Annotated in this window: 19 protein-coding genes and 1 tRNA gene; 13 read left to right on the forward strand and 7 right to left on the reverse strand. The window is 71.9% G+C overall.

Annotation, left to right across the window (positions count from 1 at the left end):
• Positions 1-80 precede the first annotated feature (80 nt).
• From paaA to B7P34_RS10945, 6 genes are all read left to right on the forward strand, one after another.
• Positions 81-1,046, forward strand: coding sequence for a 1,2-phenylacetyl-CoA epoxidase subunit PaaA (gene paaA / locus B7P34_RS10920; protein ID WP_106675659.1), 966 nt, complete (start codon positions 81-83; stop codon positions 1,044-1,046).
• Entirely contained in the window at positions 1,043-1,330 is a 288-nt protein-coding gene (gene paaB / locus B7P34_RS10925; protein ID WP_106675660.1) for a 1,2-phenylacetyl-CoA epoxidase subunit PaaB, read from the forward strand. Before paaA ends, paaB begins: the two co-directional genes overlap by 4 nt.
• An 11-nt stretch (positions 1,331-1,341) precedes the next feature.
• Positions 1,342-2,082: a 1,2-phenylacetyl-CoA epoxidase subunit PaaC gene (paaC, locus tag B7P34_RS10930; RefSeq protein ID WP_223267730.1), complete on the forward strand. Its 741-nt coding sequence runs from the start codon at positions 1,342-1,344 to the stop codon at positions 2,080-2,082.
• A complete protein-coding gene (gene paaD, locus B7P34_RS10935) occupies positions 2,076-2,633 on the forward strand; it encodes a 1,2-phenylacetyl-CoA epoxidase subunit PaaD (RefSeq protein ID WP_106675661.1) in 558 nt (185 codons plus the stop codon). The genes paaC and paaD overlap by 7 nt, the downstream gene beginning before the upstream one ends.
• A complete protein-coding gene (locus B7P34_RS10940; protein ID WP_106675662.1) occupies positions 2,634-3,725 on the forward strand; it encodes a 2Fe-2S iron-sulfur cluster-binding protein in 1,092 nt (363 codons plus the stop codon).
• 95 nt (positions 3,726-3,820) lie between these two features.
• Positions 3,821-4,957: an acyl-CoA dehydrogenase family protein gene (locus tag B7P34_RS10945; RefSeq protein ID WP_106675663.1), complete on the forward strand. Its 1,137-nt coding sequence runs from the start codon at positions 3,821-3,823 to the stop codon at positions 4,955-4,957.
• Between the two features lie 92 nt (positions 4,958-5,049).
• Here B7P34_RS10945 and B7P34_RS10950 read toward each other — a convergent pair whose 3' ends face one another.
• From B7P34_RS10950 to B7P34_RS10965, 4 genes are all read right to left on the reverse strand, one after another.
• Positions 5,050-5,397, reverse strand: coding sequence for a rhodanese-like domain-containing protein (locus B7P34_RS10950; RefSeq protein ID WP_030366876.1), 348 nt, complete (start codon positions 5,395-5,397; stop codon positions 5,050-5,052).
• Positions 5,398-5,407: 10 nt separating this feature from the next.
• Positions 5,408-6,190 carry a hypothetical protein gene (locus B7P34_RS39345; RefSeq protein ID WP_106675664.1) on the reverse strand — a complete coding sequence of 261 codons (783 nt, stop codon included), beginning with the start codon at positions 6,188-6,190 and terminating at the stop codon, positions 5,408-5,410.
• A gap of 149 nt (positions 6,191-6,339) precedes the next feature.
• Complete coding sequence (locus tag B7P34_RS10960) at positions 6,340-7,734, reverse strand: DUF2252 domain-containing protein (RefSeq protein WP_223267731.1); 1,395 nt, start codon at positions 7,732-7,734, stop codon at positions 6,340-6,342.
• A 155-nt stretch (positions 7,735-7,889) separates the two neighbouring features.
• Positions 7,890-9,131 carry an IS701 family transposase gene (locus tag B7P34_RS10965; protein WP_106675666.1) on the reverse strand — a complete coding sequence of 414 codons (1,242 nt, stop codon included), beginning with the start codon at positions 9,129-9,131 and terminating at the stop codon, positions 7,890-7,892.
• Positions 9,132-9,457: 326 nt separating this feature from the next.
• Here B7P34_RS10965 and B7P34_RS10970 point away from each other — a divergent pair, with 326 nt between their 5' ends.
• Positions 9,458-9,775 carry a helix-turn-helix domain-containing protein gene (locus B7P34_RS10970; RefSeq protein WP_106675705.1) on the forward strand — a complete coding sequence of 106 codons (318 nt, stop codon included), beginning with the start codon at positions 9,458-9,460 and terminating at the stop codon, positions 9,773-9,775.
• 6 nt (positions 9,776-9,781) lie between these two features.
• On the opposite strand, the gene B7P34_RS10975 is transcribed toward B7P34_RS10970, so the two are convergent.
• Both B7P34_RS10975 and B7P34_RS10980 read right to left on the reverse strand, forming a co-directional pair.
• On the reverse strand, positions 9,782-10,558 hold the full coding sequence (locus tag B7P34_RS10975; RefSeq protein ID WP_146166796.1) for a hypothetical protein: 777 nt from the start codon (positions 10,556-10,558) through the stop codon (positions 9,782-9,784).
• Between the two features lie 199 nt (positions 10,559-10,757).
• A tRNA-Leu gene (locus B7P34_RS10980) sits at positions 10,758-10,841 on the reverse strand.
• Between the two features lie 420 nt (positions 10,842-11,261).
• Here B7P34_RS10980 and B7P34_RS10985 point away from each other — a divergent pair.
• From B7P34_RS10985 to pknB, 6 genes are all read left to right on the forward strand, one after another.
• Complete coding sequence (locus B7P34_RS10985) at positions 11,262-12,119, forward strand: FhaA domain-containing protein (protein ID WP_106675668.1); 858 nt, start codon at positions 11,262-11,264, stop codon at positions 12,117-12,119.
• 10 nt (positions 12,120-12,129) lie between these two features.
• Positions 12,130-12,672, forward strand: a complete 543-nt coding sequence (locus tag B7P34_RS10990) for an FHA domain-containing protein FhaB/FipA (RefSeq protein ID WP_106675669.1) — start codon at positions 12,130-12,132, stop codon at positions 12,670-12,672.
• A gap of 30 nt (positions 12,673-12,702) precedes the next feature.
• Positions 12,703-14,289, forward strand: a complete 1,587-nt coding sequence (locus B7P34_RS39350) for a Stp1/IreP family PP2C-type Ser/Thr phosphatase (protein ID WP_106675706.1) — start codon at positions 12,703-12,705, stop codon at positions 14,287-14,289.
• 40 nt (positions 14,290-14,329) lie between these two features.
• On the forward strand, positions 14,330-15,772 hold the full coding sequence (locus B7P34_RS11000) for an FtsW/RodA/SpoVE family cell cycle protein (RefSeq protein WP_106675670.1): 1,443 nt from the start codon (positions 14,330-14,332) through the stop codon (positions 15,770-15,772).
• Positions 15,769-17,223, forward strand: a complete 1,455-nt coding sequence (locus B7P34_RS11005) for a peptidoglycan D,D-transpeptidase FtsI family protein (protein ID WP_106675671.1) — start codon at positions 15,769-15,771, stop codon at positions 17,221-17,223. Before B7P34_RS11000 ends, B7P34_RS11005 begins: the two co-directional genes overlap by 4 nt.
• 162 nt (positions 17,224-17,385) lie before the next feature.
• The gene (gene pknB, locus B7P34_RS11010) at positions 17,386-19,416 is read left to right on the forward strand and encodes a Stk1 family PASTA domain-containing Ser/Thr kinase (protein ID WP_106675672.1); all 2,031 of its coding nucleotides are present in this window, start codon (positions 17,386-17,388) and stop codon (positions 19,414-19,416) included.
• A 124-nt stretch (positions 19,417-19,540) separates the two neighbouring features.
• On the opposite strand, the gene B7P34_RS11015 is transcribed toward pknB, so the two are convergent.
• Positions 19,541-20,233 (reverse strand): class E sortase, encoded by a 693-nt coding sequence (locus B7P34_RS11015; protein ID WP_223267732.1) that lies wholly within the window; start codon positions 20,231-20,233, stop codon positions 19,541-19,543.
• Between the last annotated feature and the right edge of the window lie 11 nt (positions 20,234-20,244).

The following is a 20,244-nucleotide window of genomic DNA, read 5'->3' on the forward strand; positions in this document are numbered from 1 at the left end:
GCGGCCGCCCCACCATTGAACCGAACGATCGGTCGGTCGGGCCGTTCGCGCAGCGGGCGGGAGAGGCAGGGGGCAATGCCATGACGACGATGGCGCCGGACGCAGGAGCCCAGGACACCATGGCCCAGGAGGCGGTCTTCGACGCCGCCGTGGCCGCGGACGAGCGCATCGAGCCGCGGGACTGGATGCCCGACGCCTACCGCGCCACCCTCGTCCGCCAGATAGCGCAGCACGCCCACTCCGAGATCATCGGCATGCAGCCCGAGGCCAACTGGATCACCCGCGCGCCCTCCCTGCGCCGCAAGGCGATCCTCATGGCCAAGGTGCAGGACGAGGCCGGCCACGGCCTCTACCTCTACAGCGCCGCCGAAACGCTGGGCACCGGGCGCGACGAGCTGCTCGACAAGCTCCACTCGGGCCGCCAGAAGTACTCCTCGATCTTCAACTACCCCACCCTGACCTGGGCCGACGTCGGCGCCATCGGCTGGCTGGTGGACGGCGCCGCGATCACCAACCAGGTCCCGCTGTGCCGCTGCTCCTACGGGCCCTACGCCCGCGCCATGGTCCGCATCTGCAAGGAGGAGTCCTTCCACCAGCGCCAGGGCTACGAGCTGCTGCTGGCCCTGAGCCGCGGCACCGAGGCCCAGCACGCGATGGCGCAGGACGCCGTGGACCGCTGGTGGTGGCCCTCCCTGATGATGTTCGGCCCGCCGGACGCGGAGTCCTCCCACTCGGCGCAGTCCATGGCCTGGAAGATCAAGCGGCACTCCAACGACGAGCTGCGCCAGCGGTTCGTGGACATCTGCGTCCCCCAGGCCGCCTCCCTCGGCCTGACGCTCCCGGACCCCGACCTGCGGTGGAACGAGGAGCGCGGCCACCACGACTTCGGCGCGATCGACTGGACCGAGTTCCAGGAGGTCCTCCGCGGCAACGGCCCCTGCAACGACCAGCGGATCGGTCAGCGCCGGCGCGCCCATGAAGAGGGCGCGTGGGTGCGCGAAGCAGCCGCCGCGTATGCGGCCAAGCACGGAAAGGCGACGGCATGACGAACGCTGACTGGCCGCTGTGGGAGGTCTTCGTGCGCAGCAGGCGCGGGCTCGCCCACACCCATGCGGGCAGCCTCCACGCCCCGGACGCGGAGATGGCCCTGCGCAATGCGCGCGACCTCTACACCCGCCGTTCCGAGGGCGTCTCGATCTGGGTCGTGCCCTCCGCCGAGGTCACCGCCTCCTCGCCCGACGAGAAGGACCCGTTCTTCGAGCCCGCCGCCGACAAGCCCTACCGCCACCCGACCTTCTACGAGATCCCGGAAGGGGTGAAGCACCTGTGACCGGAGCACCAGTGACCGGAGCACCTGTGACCCTCGGGGAGACCCCACTGGCCACGGCCGCCCTGGCCCTCGGCGACGACGCCCTGGTGCTCTCCCACCGGCTGGGGGAGTGGGCCGGGCACGCACCCGTGCTGGAGGAGGAGGTCGCCCTCGCCAACATCGCCCTCGACCTGCTCGGCCAGGCCCGCTCCCTGCTCTCCCTCGTCGGCGACGAGGACGAGCTGGCCTATCTGCGGGAGGAGCGCTCCTTCCGCAACGCCCAGCTCGTCGAGCAGCCCAACGGCGACTTCGCCCGCACGATCGCCCGCCAGCTCTACTTCTCCGTCCACCAGCACCTGCTGTACGGGCAGCTGGCCGCGGGCGACGGCCCCTTCGCGCCCCTGGCGGGCAAGGCCGTCAAGGAGGTCGCCTACCACCGCGACCACGCCGAGCACTGGACGCTGCGGCTCGGCGACGGCACGGAGGAGAGCCACGCCCGGATGCAGCGCGCCCTGGACGACCTCTGGCGGTACACGGGCGAGCTCTTCGAGCCCGTCGAGGGTCTGTCCGTCGACCGGACGGCCCTGCGCGAGGGCTGGCTGGCCGCGGTGACCGAGGTCGTCGAGCGCGCCACGCTGAAGCTGCCGGACGGCCCGCAGACCGGCGCGTGGACGGCCGGCGCGGGCCGGCAGGGCATCCACACCGAGCCGTTCGGGCGCATGCTCGCCGAGATGCAGCACCTGCACCGCAGCCACCCGGGGGCGTCATGGTGACCACCTCAGCCCCTCGTGAAACCACCAGCCGCGAATCCGCCGGCCACGAATCGGCCCCCCGCGGGGCCACCCGCCTGGAAGAGGAGCTCCGGGCGCTGGCCGGGGCCGTCCCCGACCCCGAGCTGCCCGTGCTCACCCTGGCCGAGCTGGGCGTGCTGCGCGGCCTGCACGTCACCGGCCCCGGCCGGGTCGAGGTCGAGCTGACCCCCACGTACACCGGCTGCCCCGCGGTCGAGGCGATGTCCGCGGACATCGAGCGCGTCCTGCACGAGCACGGGCAGGCCGAGGTGTCCGTCCGCACGGTGCTCTCCCCCGCCTGGTCCACCGACGACATCACGGCCGAAGGCCGCCGCAAGCTGCAGGAGTTCGGCATAGCGCCGCCGCGCCCCACGGGCCCGGCCGGGCCGGTCATGGTAGGCCTGGCCATCCGCTGCCCCCACTGCGGATCCACGGAGACGACGCTGATCAGTCGCTTCTCCTCCACCGCTTGCAAGGCCCTGCGCCGCTGCGAGGCCTGCCGCGAACCCTTCGACCACTTCAAGGAGTTGTAGATGGCCGCGGCCCGCCACGGCGCCTTCCACCCCCTGCGGGTGGCGGCGGTCGACCCCCTCACCGACGACTCGGTCGCCGTGACCTTCGCCGTGCCGCCCGAGCTGCGCGAGACCTACCGCTGGGCACCGGGCCAGCACATCGCCGTCCGCCGCACCGCCCGGGACGGCACCGAGATCCGCCGCACGTACTCGGTGTGCATCCCCGCGCCCGCCCCGGAGGCGCCCGGCCCCGCCGAGCTGAGGGTGGGGGTCCGGCTGGTGGACGGCGGCGAGTTCTCGACGTACGCCCTCAAGGAGCTGGCCGCCGGAGACACGGTGGAGGTGATGGCGCCGGCCGGGCGGTTCGTCCTGGAGCCGCGGGCCGGGCACTTCGCCGCGATCGTCGGCGGCAGCGGCATCACGCCCGTGCTGTCCATCGCCTCGACGCTGCTGGCGCGGGAGCCCGGCGCCCGGTTCTGCCTCATACGCAGCGACCGGACCACGGCCTCCACGATGTTCCTGGAGGAGGTCGCGGACCTCAAGGACCGCTTCCCCGACCGCTTCCAGCTGGTGCAGACCCTCTCCCGCGAGGAGCAGCAGGCCGGGCTGCCGTCCGGGCGGCTGGACGAGGAGCGGCTGACCCGGCTGCTGCCCGCCCTGGTGCCGGTGGAGGAGATACGCGGCTGGTTCCTGTGCGGGCCCTTCGGGCTGGTGCGGGGGGCGGAGCGGGCGCTGCGCGCCCTGGGAATCGGGCGGGACCGCATCCACCAGGAGATCTTCCACGTGGAGGGCTCCGGTGCGGAGGCCCGCCGGCCGGCCCCCGCCGGCGCGCCCGCGCGCAGCACGGTGACGGCGAAGCTCGACGGGCGCGGCGGCAGCTGGCCGGTGCGGGAGGGGGAGACGCTGCTGGAGGCGGTCCTGCGGAACCGGCCCGATGCGCCCTACGCCTGCAAGGGCGGGGTGTGCGGGACATGCCGGGCGTTCCTGGTGAAGGGCGAGGTGCGCATGGACCGGAACTTCGCCCTGGAGCCGGAGGAGATCGAGAGCGGCCATGTGCTGGCGTGCCAGTCACACCCGGTGACGGCGGAGGTGGAGCTCGACTTCGATCGCTGAGCATTCCCAAATGCCCTCGCCCCGCCTACATTGACGGTCCGTCAGATACTGGGCGGAGCCGGCGGACGGGCAGCGGGTACGGGAAGGCGGCGGCAGTGGACTTCACCTTCAGCGAGGAGCAGCAGGCGGCCGCCGAGGCGGCGCGGGCCGTGTTCTCCGGGGTCTCCCCCGACGGCGTGCCCAGCCCCGTGCTGTCCCGGGGCCCGGTCGCGGAGGACTTCGACCGCGCGCTGTGGCGCAGGCTGGCCGCGGCGGACCTGCTGAGCCTGACCGTCGGCACCCGGCACGGCGGAGGGGGGCTCGGGCCGATCGCCCTGTGCCTGGTGCTGCGCGAGGCCGGCCAGGTGCTCGCCCGGGTGCCGCTGCTGGAGGCCGGAGCCACGGCGCTCGCGCTGAGCACGCACGGCGGCGCGGCTGGGGCACGGATCCTGCCGGCGCTCGGGCGCGGCGAGCCGGTCGTCACGGTCGCCTCCAACGGCCGGACGGGGCACGATGCGGCGGAGCTCTCGGTCGCCGCCCGGCCGGCGGCCGGAGAGGGCTGGGTGTTCGACGGCCTGCAGACGGCCGTGCCGTGGGCGCGGTCCGTCGACCTGATCATCGTGCCCGCGTGCGACGCGGACGGCCGTGCCGTGCTCGGGATCGTCCCCCGCGACCACCCCGGGGTCGCCCTGGCCCGGCAGGTGTCCACGAACGGCGAGCAGTACGCCGAAGTGCGGCTCGACTCCGTACGGCTCGACGGCATGCAGGTGATCACGGACGAAGGGGCCTGGCCGCGGCTGCGCGCGCTGCTCACCGCCGGGACGTGCGCGCTCGCGCTCGGGGTGGGGACGGCGGCATGCCGTATGACCAGCGCGTACACCAGCAAGCGGGAGCAGTTCGGCTTCCCGTTGGCCACGTTCCAGGCGGTGGCCGTCCAGGCCGCGGACCGCTATGTCGACCTGCGGGCCATGGAGGCCACGCTCTGGCAGGCCGCGTGGCGGCTGGAGACCGGTGCGGGCGGGGCCCTGCCCGCCGAGGCGGACCTCGCCGTCGCGAAGGTCTGGGCCTCCGAAGGCGTACGGCGCGCCGTGCAGACCGCGCAGCACCTGCACGGCGGCTTCGGCGCCGACACCGGCTACGCCCTGCACCGGTACCACGCGTGGGCCAAGCAGCTGGAGCTGTCGCTGGGCCCGGCCGCGGCGCACGAGGAGGCGCTGGGCGACCTGCTGGCCGCCCACGCGCCCGAGGGGTAGCACCCGCCCGAGCCGGAGCCCGAGCGGGTCCGGAGCGGGTCCGGAGCAGGCTGCGGCTAGATCACGGAATGCGGCTGGATCACGGGATGCGGCTAGATCACGGTCCCGGGAGCGCCGTTGCCGTCCACGACCGGGCGGCCGGCGGCCTCCCAGACCTGCATGCCGCCGTCGACGTTCACCGCGTCCAGGCCCTGCTGCACCAGGTAGGCGGTGACCTGCGCAGACCGCCCGCCCGAGCGGCAGATGACGTTGATCCGGCCGCCGTCCGGCGCCTTCTCCGTCAACTCGCCGAAGCGGGCCACGAAGTCGCTCATCGGGATGTGCAGGGCGCCCTCGGCGTGGCCGGCCGCCCACTCGTCGGCCTCGCGCACATCCAGCAGAAAGTCGTCGGACGAGAGGGCGTCGACGCCGACCGTGGGGATTCCGGAACCAAAGCTCATGCCCACGACGCTACCCGACCAGTTCCCGCAGCTGCGCCTCGCGCTCGGCGACCTGGGCGCGCAGGCCCTCGCCGATCTCCTCCAGCAGGCCGTCCGGGTCCTCCGGCGCCATCCGCAGCATCGAGCCGATCGCCGACCCCTCCAGCTCGGCGGCCAGGGCCGACAGCATCTCCTTGCGCTGCGCCAGCCACTCCAGGCGGGCGTAGAGCTCCTCGGCGCGGTCCAGGGGGCGCGGCTCCGGCGCCGGGCCCGCGGCCCACTCCGCGGCCAGGGCGCCCAGGAGGTCCTCGTCACCGTCCGCGTACGCGGCGTTGACGCGCACGATGAACTCCTCGCGGCGCAGCCGCTCGGCCTCGTCCCGCGCCAGGTCCGGGTGGGCCTCGCGGACCAGCTCCCGGAAGGCCCGGCGGGCCTCGTCGCTCGGGCGCACCCGGCGGGGCGGGCGGACCGGCTTCTCCGTGAGCATCGCCGTGCCCTCCGGGGACAGCCCGTCCGAGTCCAGCCAGCCGCCGAACAGCTCCTCCACCCCGGGCAGCGGCTGCACCAGCGCACGGGCCTCGCGGGCCTTGCGCAGGTCCTCCGGATCGCCGCTGCGGGCGGCGACGGCCTCGGCGATCTGTGCGTCCAGCTCTTCGAGGCGGGCGTAGACCGGGCCGAGGCGCTGGTGGTGCAGGCGGGAGAAGTTCTCCACCTCCACGCGGAACGTCTCCACGGCGATCTCGAACTCGATCAGCGCGGTTTCGGCCGTGCGGACGGCTTGCTCCAGGCGGGAAGTGTCTGCTTCCGGATTCATCACCCGACCAGCGTAGTTCCCTCCCGGAGGGTTACCCGGACCGCGGCGGCCCGCCCCCGCAGCCGCCGCCGCAGCCTCCCTCTCGCCTGCGGCGAAGAGGCCGGGGCAGGCACCGCCCCGAACCGCCCACCGGCCGGCCGCGTCGCCCGCTAGACGCCCGTTTCCGCGGCCACGCGCCCCGCGCGGATCGCGCGGGTCAGGGCCTCGTGATCCGCTTCCATCCGGTCCGCGTAGACCCGGGCGAACTCGGCCAGCGCCTCGTCCAGGGCCTCGGACTTGCCGCAGTAGGCGGCTATCAGGCGCGGGTCCGTGGTGTGGGAGTGGGCGCGGGCGAGGAGCGCGCCGGTGATGCGAGCGTAGTCGTCCAGTTCGGCGGGGGCGAGGGCGGCCGGGTCGACGCTGCCCTTGCGGTTGCGGAACTGCCGCACCTGGTACGGGCGCCCCTCGACCGTGGCCCAGCCGAGCAACACGTCGCTCACGACCTGCATCCGCTTCTGCCCCAGCACGACCCGCCGCCCCTCGTGCCCGTCCGGCGGCAGGGCGAACCCGGCCTTCTCCGCGTAGGGCAGCAGGACCGAGGGGCGGGCCTCCTTCACCTGGAGGACCAGCGGCTCCCCGCGGTGGTCCAGGAGCAGCACCACGTACGAGCGCAGGCCCACGCTCCCGGTGCCGACGACGCGGAACGCCACGTCCTGCACCTCGTACCGGGCGAGCAGCGGCAGCAGCTCCTCCGGGAGGGTGCCGAGGTAGCCGCCCAGCGCCGAGGCGACCGCGCCCGCCTCGGCGTCCGGCAGGCGGCGCAGCACCGGCGGGGCGTCCACGAAGCGCCGCCCGCCGCCCGCCTTCTCCGTGGCCTTGGCGGCGAAGCGGGCGCTCGTGTTCCGCCGGGCCTTCCCGGCGACGCGCTCCAGCGTGCCGGTGAGGTCGCGGGCGTCCGCGTGGGAGACGAGCCGCTCGTCGGCGATGGCGTTCCAGGCGTCCGCGACGGGCATGCCGGCGAGCAGCCGCATCGTGTGCCGGTACGAGCCGGCCGCGTCCTTCGCCGCGGCCCGGCAGGTGGCCTCGTCCGCGCCCGCCTCCCGTCCGGCCAGCACCAGCGAGGCGGCGAGCCGCTTCACGTCCCACTCCCAGGGCCCGTGCAGGGTCTCGTCGAAGTCGTTGAGGTCGATGACGAGTTCGCCGCGCGCGTCGCCGTAGAGCCCGAAGTTGGCGGCGTGGGCGTCGCCGCAGATCTGGGCGCCGGCCCCGGTCACGGCGGTGTCCATCAGGTCGTACGCCATGAGCCCGGCGGACCCGCGCAGGAAGGCGAACGGCGAGGCGGCCATCCGGCCGACGCGTATCGGCGTGAGCTCGGGCAGCCGGCCCGCGTTCGAGGCCTCGACCTCGGCGACCGCGTCCGGCCGGTCCGCCGCGGGGGACCACCGCGCGTGCGCGGACCGCGGCACCCGCTCCCGCAGCGCCTTGCCCTCCGCCTTCGGTGACCCCGCCGCCCCCTTGGGACCGGCGGAACGGGCGAACCCCGGAACGTACGGCAGTCGCGGCATCGCGCCCACCTCCCCCTTCATACGTCTCTTACGGCACACGTCTCTTACGGCATACGTCCCTTACGGCGCGCGCCGCGCTGCGATCGGTTGCCGAGAACCTACCGGCGGAGCACCCGCAGGAGACAGGGAGGGGGAGGCCGGGCGGGGCAGCCGGTTCAGGCGCACAGGGGCGTGACGGACCCCGTCACGCGCCGCCGCCGCGCCGGGAACCGCCGCGTCCCCGCCCGCGCGGCGACGAGGTGGGCGACCGAGGCCAGCGTGATGTGGCGGTGCCAGCCCTGGAACGAGCGGCCCGCGAAGTCCCGGACGCCGGTGTGCTCGGAGATCTCCGCGAAGTCGCGCTCGACGACGTCCGTGAGCCGGGTCAGCCGCAGCAGGGTGATGAGCGGCAGCCGCCGGGAGTCGGTGAGCCACAGCCGGGACGGCCACCGGCCGGAGGAGCGCCAGTCGCCGATGAGCAGCATCGGCCGGTGATGGACGGGGCCGGGGCCGCCCCCGGGCCCGCCGCCGGGCGCCTGGCACGCCAGCAGCACGGGAATGGCGCTCACCACCCCGAAGTGCATGCCGCCGCCCGCCGCGTCCGACCACTCCACCTGGCGGCGCATCCGCTTCATCGAGGAGATCAGGCTCAGGGCGGGCACCTCCTTGTCGCTGTATCCCTGCAGCAGGGAGCCGTCGACCCGCAGCGGCGTCGCGCCGTCGATGCGCAGGATCAGGGAGGCGCCCGCGCGGGCGAAGCGCCCCACGGTCGCCCCGGCGTCGAGCCCGTCCACGTCCACGACGACGGGGCGCCGGCGCAGGCCCCAGGCCTCGGCGGCCTCCAGGGCGACGGATCCGGCGTGCTCCTCCAGGGAGACGACGCGGCTGGCGTCGGGTATGTGGGCGCGGCTGCGCCGGGCCGGGTCCTCCAGCCAGTTCCGGGAGAGCACCAGGCTCCAGTTGAAGGGCACGCTGATCCGCTCCGAGGCGCTCCACGCGCTGAAGGCCCGCTGCCCGTTGACGGTCTGGCCGAGGTGGGGGAGGAACTGCTGGTCGACGCCGACCGAGTGGATCCCCGCCTTGGGGATGACCGTGGAGTTGACCACCCACGCCTGGGGGCGCACGGCCTCGTCCGCGAGCCGGGCCAGCGCGCCCCGGACGGGCGCCCAGTTCCAGGACGACGCGGTGATGAAGTGGTGGACGCTCTGCTGGAGCGCCTTTCCGCCGATCTGTTCCGCGACGTTGCGCAGGGTCTTGCGGCCCTCCGCCGCCAGCAGGCCGCGTACGTACTGCTCGGCCATCCGGCGCTGGTCGTTCCGCGCGAGGGAAGCGAACAGTTCCGGCTCCACGTCCCAGTGGTCGGCGAGGGCTGCCGTCCCGCTGGGCACAGGGCCGGGTTGCGCGGATCTGACTTCCATCGGATCTCCCCACGTGGGTGTGGCTACCGGGACTGGCGCCCGACCGTACCAAACCGACCGCGTGGTTTCTATTGATGCTTGAACCTTGCAACACCCGGCCTCGCGCGAGCCGCCCCCGGAGGACGGGCCGCGACGGGCGGCCCGCACCTTGGCCGAATTCGACCGATTGCTGCATCACCCCTGGTCACAGATTGATCAAAAAGTGAACTCGCCCCCGATGCGGCAACCTTTAGCCGAATGCGGGCTTTTAGTTAGCCCTAAAGGTGGCATCCTCTAAGAGGAAGGCGCCTAAGGGCGCCGTGAGTTCTTGGTTCCAGGGGGTAGGGATGACGTGGCGCGACAGACGTGATCATGGACGGGCGGCCGACGAGGCCGGAGGCCGGCTGGCACGCCACGCGACGGCATCCCTTGCGGGCCTCCTCGCCGAACGCGGCATGACCCGTAAGGACTTGGCGGAGAGCATGGGCGTCTCGCCGGGCAGAGTGAGCCAAATCCTCTCCGGCGACGAGAATCTGACCATGCGTTCGCTCGCCGCCGTGGCCGACGCGCTCGACGTGAAGATGGAGATCTCCTTCGTCGACGCTTCCGCCGCCGGCTGCCAGGAACAGCCCGCGCACAGAGCGTTGGCCAAGACGTACCACTGAGACTGCTCAGCCGGCCGAAGGCCCGGCGGCGGCCACATACAGAGGCTGCCGCCGCAGTTCGAGGATCTTCTCGTCGTCGCTGCGCTTGCCGTGCGCGTGGGCCAGCTCCAGCAGGCGCGCGCACAGGTGCTCGGCCTCGCCGAAGGCCCGCAGCGTCCGCCCGATCTCCTCGCGGGTCCGCTCGCGCTGCTCGTCCGAACAGGCCTTCTCGATCTCGGTCTCCAGCGTGTCCGCCCGCTGCACGGCGGCCCGTACGTCCTCGTACCGCGCGTCGATCGAGGCCCCCGGGCCGTTCTTGCCCCTGGACGAGCGCCCGGGCACCTCGACGCGCGACTTCAGGTGCCGCGCGACCCGGTCGGCGAAGACGTCCAGCTCCCAGCAGTTGTCGAAGCCCTCGGCCAGCCGGGCGCACCACTCGGCCCGATCCGTCTGCAGCCGGTCCATCAGACTGTTGATCAGCAGGGAATGGCCCAGTGTGAGAATCGCCATGACGGGGTGCTCCGCCTGCTCGCTCCGCCGCTTGGGCACCAGGCCCGCTCCCGCGACGATGCCGACCGCCGCCGGCGGCACGGCGTCGGCGTGCGGTAACAGCAGGCCGCTCGCGAGCGCCGCCATCCCGGACGTCCACACCACCACGGCCAGCGCCGAGGCGGCGGAACGCACCGTCCCCAGCAGCCTCCCCTGTCCACGGAAGCGGTGCACCAGGCACACCCAGGTCACGGGCGCGCAGACGACGGCAGGCAGGATCCACTCGGAAAATACGGACGTCTGGTCACCAGCCACCCCGGGCCCCCCATTCCGGATCACACAGCGCCCCGGTACGACTACGGAATGATGTTCCCACTCCAGCCACTACGGCGTGCCAGGTTCCGGCCAAGCTCCAGGATCACAAGGGCCCCTCGGGGCACAGAAGGACGTCAGAACAAAACGAGACAGACCCCCCGGAGTGACCGAAGTCACTTCGAGGGGTCTGTCCTCACTGTGCGCGAGGGGGGAGTTGAACCCCCACGCCCTTGCGGGCACTGGAACCTGAATCCAGCGCGTCTGCCTATTCCGCCACCCGCGCATGGGTGTCGTCCTCGGGTTTCCGGGCTTCTTCCGGGGGACTTGCCCTTCCGGTTTCTGCGCCGTTCGCCTTCCGACATCGAGAACATTAGCACGCCTTCGCGGGTGCCTTCACACTCGTTCTCCCCGGACCGGCCCCGGCGGGGGCCGCGGGGCCCTCCCGGGCCGCCGGGACCGGTGGGGACCCCGCCGGTTGCGGGACACTGGCTCCCGGCCGCCTCTACGATCCCTATGAAGGGGTCCCCATGAAGGGATCTCTATGAAGGGGACAGGGAGGTCGCGCCGGCGGGCCGGGGCGACACTCGTCACTCCTGGCCCCGAAGGGGAACCGGCCGTTTCCCGAACGCGTGGATACGATCAGTAAGCAGTATCAGGAACGACACCGAGCATCAGGAACGTCACTGAGGGAAGGAGGTGCCCCGTGGGAGTACTGAAGCGCTTCGAGCAGCGTCTCGAGGGTCTCGTGAACGGCACCTTCGCCAAGGTGTTCAAGTCCGAGGTGCAGCCGGTCGAGATCGCGGGCGCGCTCCAGCGCGAGTGCGACAACAACGCCACCATCTGGAACCGTGACCGCACCGTCGTCCCGAACGACTTCATCGTGGAGCTGAGCACCCCGGACTTCGAGCGGCTCAGCCCGTACTCCGGTCAGCTCGGCGACGAGCTGTCCGGCATGGTCCGCGACTACGCCAAGCAGCAGCGGTACACCTTCATGGGGACCATCAAGGTCCACCTGGAGAAGGCGGACGACCTCGACACCGGCCTGTACCGGGTGCGCAGCCGCACCCTCGCCGCCAGCGAGTCGCAGGACCACCAAGGCCAGCCGAGCCAGCGCCCCGGCAGCCCGCGCCAGGGCGGCCCCGTCACGCACGGTGCGGGCTATCCGGCGCCCCCGTCGGGGCTGCCGCCCATGCCCGCGTCGCCGCCGCCCTCCGCGCCCCCGGGGCGGTCCGCGCCGCGCGCGGGCGGGAGCGGTCCCGCGGCCGGCGTGCCCGGCGCCCAGACACGGCGCTGGATCGAGATCAACGGCACCCGCCACCAGATCTCCCGGCCCACCCTCGTGCTGGGCCGCAGCACCGAGGCGGACGTACGGATCGACGACCCCGGCGTCTCCCGCCGGCACTGCGAAATCCGGGTCGGCACCCCCGCCACCATCCAGGACCTGGGGTCGACCAACGGCATCGTGGTGGACGGACAGCACACCACTCGCGCTACGCTCCGCGACGGCTCACGGATCGTCGTGGGCAGCACCACCATCGTTTATCGGCAAGCCGAAGGGTGAAGCGGGGGCAATGTCAGAGCTGACCCTCACGGTCATGCGGTTGGGTTTCCTCGCCGTACTGTGGCTGTTCGTGATCGTGGCCGTTCAGGTCATCCGCAGTGATCTCTTCGGCACCAGGGTCACCCAGCGTGGCTCCCGCCGGGGCGGTGGCGAGAGCCGGCCGCAGCGCGCGCAGGCCCAGGCCGCGCCCCCGCAGCAGCGCCAGCAGCAGACGGGCGGCCGCAGGGCCGACCGGCGCGCGGACCGGGGCCGCCGCGGCGCCCCCACCAAGCTCGTGGTCTCCGAGGGCTCCCTCGCGGGCACCACGGTGGCCCTGCAGGGCCAGACCATCTCGCTGGGCCGCGCCCACGACTCCACGATCGTGCTGGACGACGACTACGCCTCCAGCCGGCATGCCAGGATCTACCCGGACCGCGACGGCCAGTGGATCGTCGAGGACCTCGGCTCGACCAACGGCACGTATCTCGACCGCACCCGGCTGACCACCCCGACCCCGATCCCGCTCGGCGCGCCGATCCGCATCGGCAAGACCGTCATCGAGCTGCGGAAGTAGTAGGACCATGACGACCGGAGGGTGGGCAGCGTGGCTGGGAAGGGGCTGTACCCGGAGCCGACGGGCGAGGTGCGCATGAGTCTGTCTCTGCGCTTCGCCGCCGGATCGCACAAGGGCATGATCCGGGAGGGCAACGAGGACTCCGGTTACGCCGGCCCGCGCCTGCTCGCCATCGCCGACGGCATGGGCGGCCAGGCCGCGGGCGAGGTCGCCAGCTCCGAGGTGATCTCCACCCTCGTCCAGCTCGACGACGACGTCCCCGGCTCGGACATCCTCACCTCCCTCGGCACCGCCGTGCAGCGCGCCAACGACCAGCTGCGCGTGATGGTCGAGCAGGACCCGCAGCTGGAGGGCATGGGCACGACGCTCACCGCCCTGCTGTGGACGGGCCAGCGGCTCGGCCTCGTGCACGTCGGCGACTCCCGCGCGTACCTGCTGCGCGACGGCGTCCTCACCCAGATCACCCAGGACCACACCTGGGTGCAGCGGCTGGTGGACGAGGGCCGGATCACCGAGGAGGAGGCCACCACCCACCCGCAGCGCTCCCTGCTGATGCGCGCGCTGGGCAGTGGCGACCACGTCGAGCCCGACCTCTCGATCCGCGAAGTCCGGGCGGGCGACCGCTATCTGATCTGCTCCGACGGCCTCTCCGGCGTGGTCAGCCACCAGACGATGGAGGAGACCCTCGCCAGCTACCAGGGCCCGCACGAGACGATCCAGGAGCTGATCCAGCTCGCCCTGCGCGGCGGCGGCCCCGACAACATCACCTGCATCGTCGCCGACGTCCTCGACGTGGACGGCGGGGACACCCTCGCCCAGCAGCTCAACGACACGCCGGTGATCGTCGGCGCGGTCGCCGAGAACCAGCTGCAGCTGGGCGTCGACGGCGCCATGCAGACCCCGGCCGGCCGTGCCGCCGAGCACGCCCGCGCCAACCGGCCCGTGCCCTCCCAGCAGCCCGGCGGCGCCTTCGGCCCGCCCGGCAGCGGCGACGGCGGCATGGGCGGCGCCCCGGACGGCTCGTTCGGCGCCTTCATGGACGAGGACTTCGTCAAGGAGCCCCGGCGCGGCCGGTGGCTCAAGCGGACGCTCATCCTGGGCGTCGTCCTCGGCGTCGTCGCGGGCGGCCTCTACGGCGGCTACAGCTGGACCCAGACGCAGTACTACGTGGGCGCCAAGGACAACAACCACGTGGCGGTCTACCAGGGCATCAACCAGGACCTGGCGTGGGTGAGCCTCAGCAAGCTCTACCAGGACCACCCCGAGATCGAACTCAAGTACCTGCCCGTCGACCAGCGCAGCCGCGTCGAGGACACCATCGCCCTCGACAGCCGCGAGAAGGCGGAGCAGAAGGCCAAGGACCTCGGCCTCCTCGCCGGCGCCTGCAAGAAGGAGGACGAGCGGCGCAAGGCCGAGCAGGCGCAGCGGGATCGGGAGAAGCAGAACGGCGACCGGGTCGGCTCCGTCGGCGACCTCCCCAAGGACCCCAAGGACCCCAAGGACGCCAAGCCGGGGGGCGCCGGCCTCTCCGCCCAAGCCACCCCGGTGCCGAGCCCGGGCCCCACCCTCACCGAGGAAGAGCAGAAGTTGGTCCCGCAGTGCAGCGCTCAGCAGTAAAGCCGTAGGGGGCCATCAACTCATGTCAGCCATGCCATCCATGCCATCCAGCGCGGGCAGCAACACGACCGCGACGACCACGATCAGCACCGTGGGCCCGCCCAGCCGGCGCAACACCGAGCTGGCGCTGCTCGCGTTCGCGGTGATCCTGCCCTGCTTCGCGTACGCCAACGTCGGCCTCGCGCTCAACGGCGAGATGCCTTCCGGCATGCTCGGCTACGGGCTCGGCCTCGGCCTGCTCGGCGGCGTCGGGCACCTGGTGGTGCGCAAGTTCGCCAAGTACGCCGACCCGCTGCTGCTGCCGCTGGCCACCCTGCTCAACGGCCTCGGCCTGGTGATGATCTGGCGGCTCGACCAGTCGGAGCGGCTGGCGCGGCTGGCCAAGGCCCAGGGCTTCACGTTCCAGCCCTCGGCCCCCAACCAGCTGATGTTCTCCGCCCTGGGCATCGCGCTGTTCGTCGCCGTGGTGATCTTCCTCAAGGACCACCGCATCCTGCAGCGCTACACCTACATCTCCATGGTGGTCGCGCTGGTCCTGCTCGTGGCCCCGGTGTTCTTCCCCGGCAAGTTCGGCGCCAAGATCTGGATCGTCATCCCCGGCCTCGGCTCGATCCAGCCCGGTGAGTTCGCGAAGATCATCCTGGCGATCTTCTTCGCCGGTTACCTGATGGTGAAGCGCGACGCCCTGGCGCTGGCCAGCCGCCGCTTCATGGGGCTGTACCTGCCGCGCGGCCGCGACCTCGGCCCGATCGTGGCCGTCTGGGCGCTGAGCCTCGTCATCCTCGTCTTCGAGACCGACCTCGGCTCGTCGCTGCTGTTCTTCGGCATGTTCGTCGTCATGCTGTACGTCGCCACCGAGCGCACCAGCTGGATCGTCTTCGGTCTGCTGATGTCGGCGGGCGGCGCTGCCGTCGTCGGCTCCGTCGAGCCGCACGTCAAGGTCCGTGTGATGGCCTGGCTGCACCCCTTCGCGGTCTACGACAACCCGCGCCCGTCCTGGGCCACGACCGAGCAGATCGCCCAGGCCCTCTTCGCCTTCGGCTCCGGCGGCGTCTTCGGCACCGGCTGGGGCCAGGGCGCCTCCGACCTGATCCAGTTCGCCGCCAACTCCGACTTCATCTTCGCCTCCTACGGCGAGGAGCTCGGCCTGGCCGGCGCCATGGCGATCCTGCTGATCTACGGGCTGATCGTCGAGCGCGGCGTGCGCACGGCCCTCGCCGCCCGCGACCCCTTCGGCAAGCTGCTCGCGACCGGTCTCTCCGCCGCCTTCGGCATCCAGGTCTTCGTCGTGGCGGGCGGCGTCATGGGCCTCATCCCGCTGACCGGTATGACCATGCCGTTCCTCGCGGCGGGTGGCTCGTCCGTCATCGCGAACTGGGCGCTGCTCGCCATCCTGATCAAGATCAGCGACACCGCACGGCGCCCGGCCCCGGCCCCCGCCCCGTCCCCAGACGCCGAGATGACCCAGGTGGTCCGCCCGTGAACAAGCCCGTACGCAGGATCGCGATCTTCTGCGGCCTCCTCGTCCTGGCCCTGCTCCTGCGGGACAACTGGCTGCAGTTCGTCCAGGCGGACGAGCTGAAGACGCACAAGAACAACCGCCGCGTCGACATCGCCCGCTACAGCCAGCCCCGCGGCAACATCATCGTGGACGGCCAGGCCATCACCGGCTCGGTCGAGACCGGCGGCGTGGACTTCAAGTACAAGCGGACGTACACGGACGGCGCCATGTGGGCGCCCGTCACCGGCCGCTCCTCGCAGGTCTACGGCGCCACCCAGCTGGAGAAGCTCTACGACCGCGTCCTCATCGGCGACGACGACCGCCTGTTCTTCAACCGCACCGTCGACATGATCACGGGCAAGGGGAAGAAGGGCGGTGACGTGATCACCACCCTGAACAGCAAGGCCCAGAAGGCCGCCTTCGAGGGCCTCGGCGACAAGAAGGGCGCGGTCGCGGCCATCGACCCGCGCACCGGCAAGATCCTCGCCCTGGCGTCCACCCCGTCGTACGACCCGTCGAAGATCGCGGGCGCCAACGACGGCAAGGAGTGGACGTCGCTGGACAAGGACAAGAACCAGCCGATGCTCAACCGGGCGCTGCGCCAGACGTACCCCCCGGGCTCCACGTTCAAGGTCGTGACGGCCGCCGCCGCCCTGGAGAACGGCCTGTACAAGGACGTCGACTCCAAGACCGACTCGCCGGTGCCGTGGACCCTGCCGGACACGGTCACGGAGCTGAAGAACGAGGGCAGCATCCAGTGCAAGGACGCCTCGCTGCGCGAGGCGCTGCGGGTCTCCTGCAACAGCGTCTTCGGCAAGGTCAGCGCTGACCTCGGCAACAAGAAGATGATGGAGCAGGCGCAGAAGTTCGGCTTCAACAACGACAAGCTCGACACGCCCGTGCGCGCCGCCCAGAGCATCTACCCCAAGGACAACCGTCCGCAGAACGCCATGGACGGCATCGGCCAGGCCTCCAACCGCGCCACGCCGCTGCAGATGGCCATGGTCGCCGCCGCGGTCGCCAACGACGGCAAGCTCATGGAGCCGTACATGGTCGACAAGGTGCGCGCCCCCAACCTCAACGTGATCGAGACGCACCAGCCGAAGGAGATGTCCCAGCCCATGTCGCGGGACACCGCCCGCAAGCTGCAGTCGATGATGGAGACGGTGGTCAACGAGGGCACCGGCAAGAACGGCCAGATCAAGGGCGTCACGGTCGGCGGCAAGACCGGTACGGCCCAGCACGGCGTCGACAACAGCGGCAACCCGTACGCGTGGTTCATCTCCTACGCCAAGGGCGCCGACGGCTCCCCCGTCGCCGTTGCCGTGGTGATCGAGAGCTCGGACACGCTCCGCGACGACATCGCCGGTGGTGCCCTCGCCGCGCCTGTGGCGAAGAAGGTCATGGAGGCGGTGCTCAGCACGTCGAAGTGACGGGCCTCACCTCCGCCGTCCGGTGCTGCCCGCGACGGTACCGGTCGTGTATCAGGTGGCCGTCACGGCCGGAACGGGCGTGACCTGCCGGGTACCGTATGCCGGACAGCACACCGCCGGACGTAGTGAAGGTGCGGTCAGGAAAACGGAAGGGCTGGAGCTATGGAAGAGCCGCGTCGCCTCGGCGGCCGGTACGAACTGGGCTCGGTGCTCGGCCGCGGTGGCATGGCCGAGGTCTACCTCGCCCACGACACCCGGCTCGGCCGCACCGTCGCCGTGAAGACGCTGCGGGTGGACCTCGCCCGCGACCCGTCCTTCCAGGCCCGGTTCCGCCGCGAGGCCCAGTCGGCCGCCTCGCTCAACCACCCGTCGATCGTCGCCGTCTACGACACCGGCGAGGACTACGTCGACGGCGTGTCGATCCCGTACATCGTCATGGAGTACGTGGACGGGTCGACGCTGCGCGAGCTGCTGCACTCCGGCCGCAAGCTGCTGCCCGAGCGGTCGCTGGAGATGACCATCGGCGTCCTGCAGGCGCTGGAGTACTCCCACCGGGCCGGCATCGTCCACCGCGACATCAAGCCGGCCAACGTCATGCTGACGCGCACCGGCCAGGTCAAGGTCATGGACTTCGGCATCGCCCGCGCGATGGGCGACTCCGGCATGACGATGACGCAGACCGCGGCCGTCATCGGCACCGCCCAGTACCTCTCCCCGGAGCAGGCCAAGGGCGAGCAGGTCGACGCGCGCTCGGACCTCTACTCGACCGGCTGCCTGCTGTACGAGCTGCTGGCGGTCCGGCCCCCGTTCATCGGTGACTCGCCGGTGGCCGTCGCCTACCAGCACGTGCGGGAGGACCCGAACCCGCCGAGCGTCCACGACCCCGAGATCACGCCCGAGATGGACGCCATCGTCCTCAAGGCGCTGGCCAAGGACCCGGACTACCGCTACCAGTCGGCCGACGAGATGCGCGCCGACATCGAGGCGGCCCTGGAGGGCCAGCCCGTCGCCGCCACGGCCTCCCTGAACGCCGTGGGCTACGGCGCGGACGCCCCGACCGCCATGCTCCGCCCCCAGGCCCCCCAGGGCCCGGGACAGACCTCCATGCTGCCGCCCGTGCGGGACGACGACGGCGGGTACGGGGGCTACGACGACGGCCACGGCCGGCGGCGCGGCGGGGGCGGCAAGAAGAGCAACCTGTCGACGATCCTGCTGATCGTCGCGGGCGTCCTGGTGCTGGTCGGTGCGATCTTCATCGGGAAGTCGCTGTTCAGCGGCAGCAACAACGCCTCCAAGGTGTCCGTGCCGAACCTGGTCGGGCAGACGCTGAAGGACGCTCAGCAGCAGGGCGTCAACGGCGACTTCAAGGTCGTGGAGAACGGCACCGAGACCTGCGAGCAGGCCAAGGGCAAGATCTGCAGCCAGGACCCGGCGGGCGGCGGCAAGATCGACCGCGGCGGCGAGGTCAAGGTCAAGGTGTCCGCGGGCGCGGCCAAGGTCGAGGTGCCGGACGTCACCGAGAAGCAGCTGGAGAGCGCCCGGAAGATCCTTGAGGGCAAGGGCTTCCAGGTCAACACCAAGAGCAAGCAGGTCGACGGCGTCGCGGCCGACACGGTCCTCGACCAGGACCCCAAGGGCGGCTCGAAGGCCGAGAAGGGCTCCGAGGTCACCCTGACCGTCGCCACGGCCAAGCCGACCAAGACGGTGCCGTCCGTGGTGGGCCAGAACGTGGACGCCGCGAAGAAGCAGCTGTCCGACAACGGCTTCCAGGTGTCGGTGACGGAGGAGGACGCCCCCGGGCAGCCGGCCGGCACGGTCACCAAGCAGAGCCCCGACGGCAACACCCAGGCCGCCCAGGGCTCCATGGTCACCCTGACCGTGGCCAAGGGCGCCCAGAACGTCGGCGTGCCGCCGGTGCTGACGCACAAGTTCAAGGACGCCAAGAAGGAGATCGAGGCCGCGGGCCTGAAGGTCGGCAACGTCATCGGCCCGCAGGACGACAACGCCGTCGTGCAGACCACCAACCCGCTGCCGGGCACCCAGGTCGCCAAGGGCTCCGCGGTCGACGTGACCACCACGGCGGGCGTCCCGGGCTCCGACACGGGCAACCCCGGCACCCCTGGCGGTGACCAGGGCGCGACGGGCAACACGGGTTTCATCGGGGGCGGTTTCATAGGGGGCCGCCGCCACTAGCGCCTCCGGCGAGGGGCACGAACGCGCAGGGTCCGGTGGCTTCGATGCCGCCGGACCCTCGTCGTTGTGGCGACTCGCCGTCTCGGCGGAAGAAAAGCGCTCTACCGCAGCCCCGCCCGGAGGGCTACCGCAGCTCCGCCGGAGGCGTGCGCTGCGCGTCGACCTTCTCCGTGCGCTCCAGCTCCGCCCAGACGATGTACCGGTAGTCGGAGGTGTAGACGGGCGTGCAGGTCGTCAGGGTCAGGTAGCGGCCCGGCTGCGTCTTGCCGGACTCCTTCGGGACGGGGTCGATGACGTCGACGTTGTACTTCGAGGTCTGCTTCAGCTCGGCGTAGACCTTGTAGACGTACCAGACGTCGCGGGTCTCGAAGACGACCCGGTCACCGGTCTTGATTTTGTCGATGTTGTGGAACTTCGCGCCGTGGCCGTCGCGGTGGGCCGCCAGAGTGAAGTTGCCCTGCTGGTCCCACGGCATCGCGGACTTCGCGGGGGAGGTGTAGAAGCCGGCGACGCCCTCGTTGAGGACGTCCGTGCCGGTGCCGCGCTTGACCAGGACCTCGCCGTTCTTCATGGCGGGGACGTGCAGGAAGCCGATGCCGTCCTTGGTGTCGAGGGCGCCGGGGCCGGCCGGGGCCTTCGCCCAGCGGTCGCGCACCTGATGGCCCTGCCGCTTCGCCTCGCGGTCGGCGAGGACGTTCGTCCACCACAGGGAGTAGACGACGAAGAGGGCCAGGATCAGGCCCGCTGTGATCAGCAGTTCGCCGATGACGCCCACGGCGACGGCGAGGCGCCCCCGTCCCCGGTCAGTCCGTGCCACTGACGTTCGTA

Origin of the sequence: Streptosporangium nondiastaticum (assembly GCF_003011965.1) — a bacterium.
Classification (GTDB): domain Bacteria; phylum Actinomycetota; class Actinomycetes; order Streptomycetales; family Streptomycetaceae; genus Streptomyces; species Streptomyces nondiastaticus.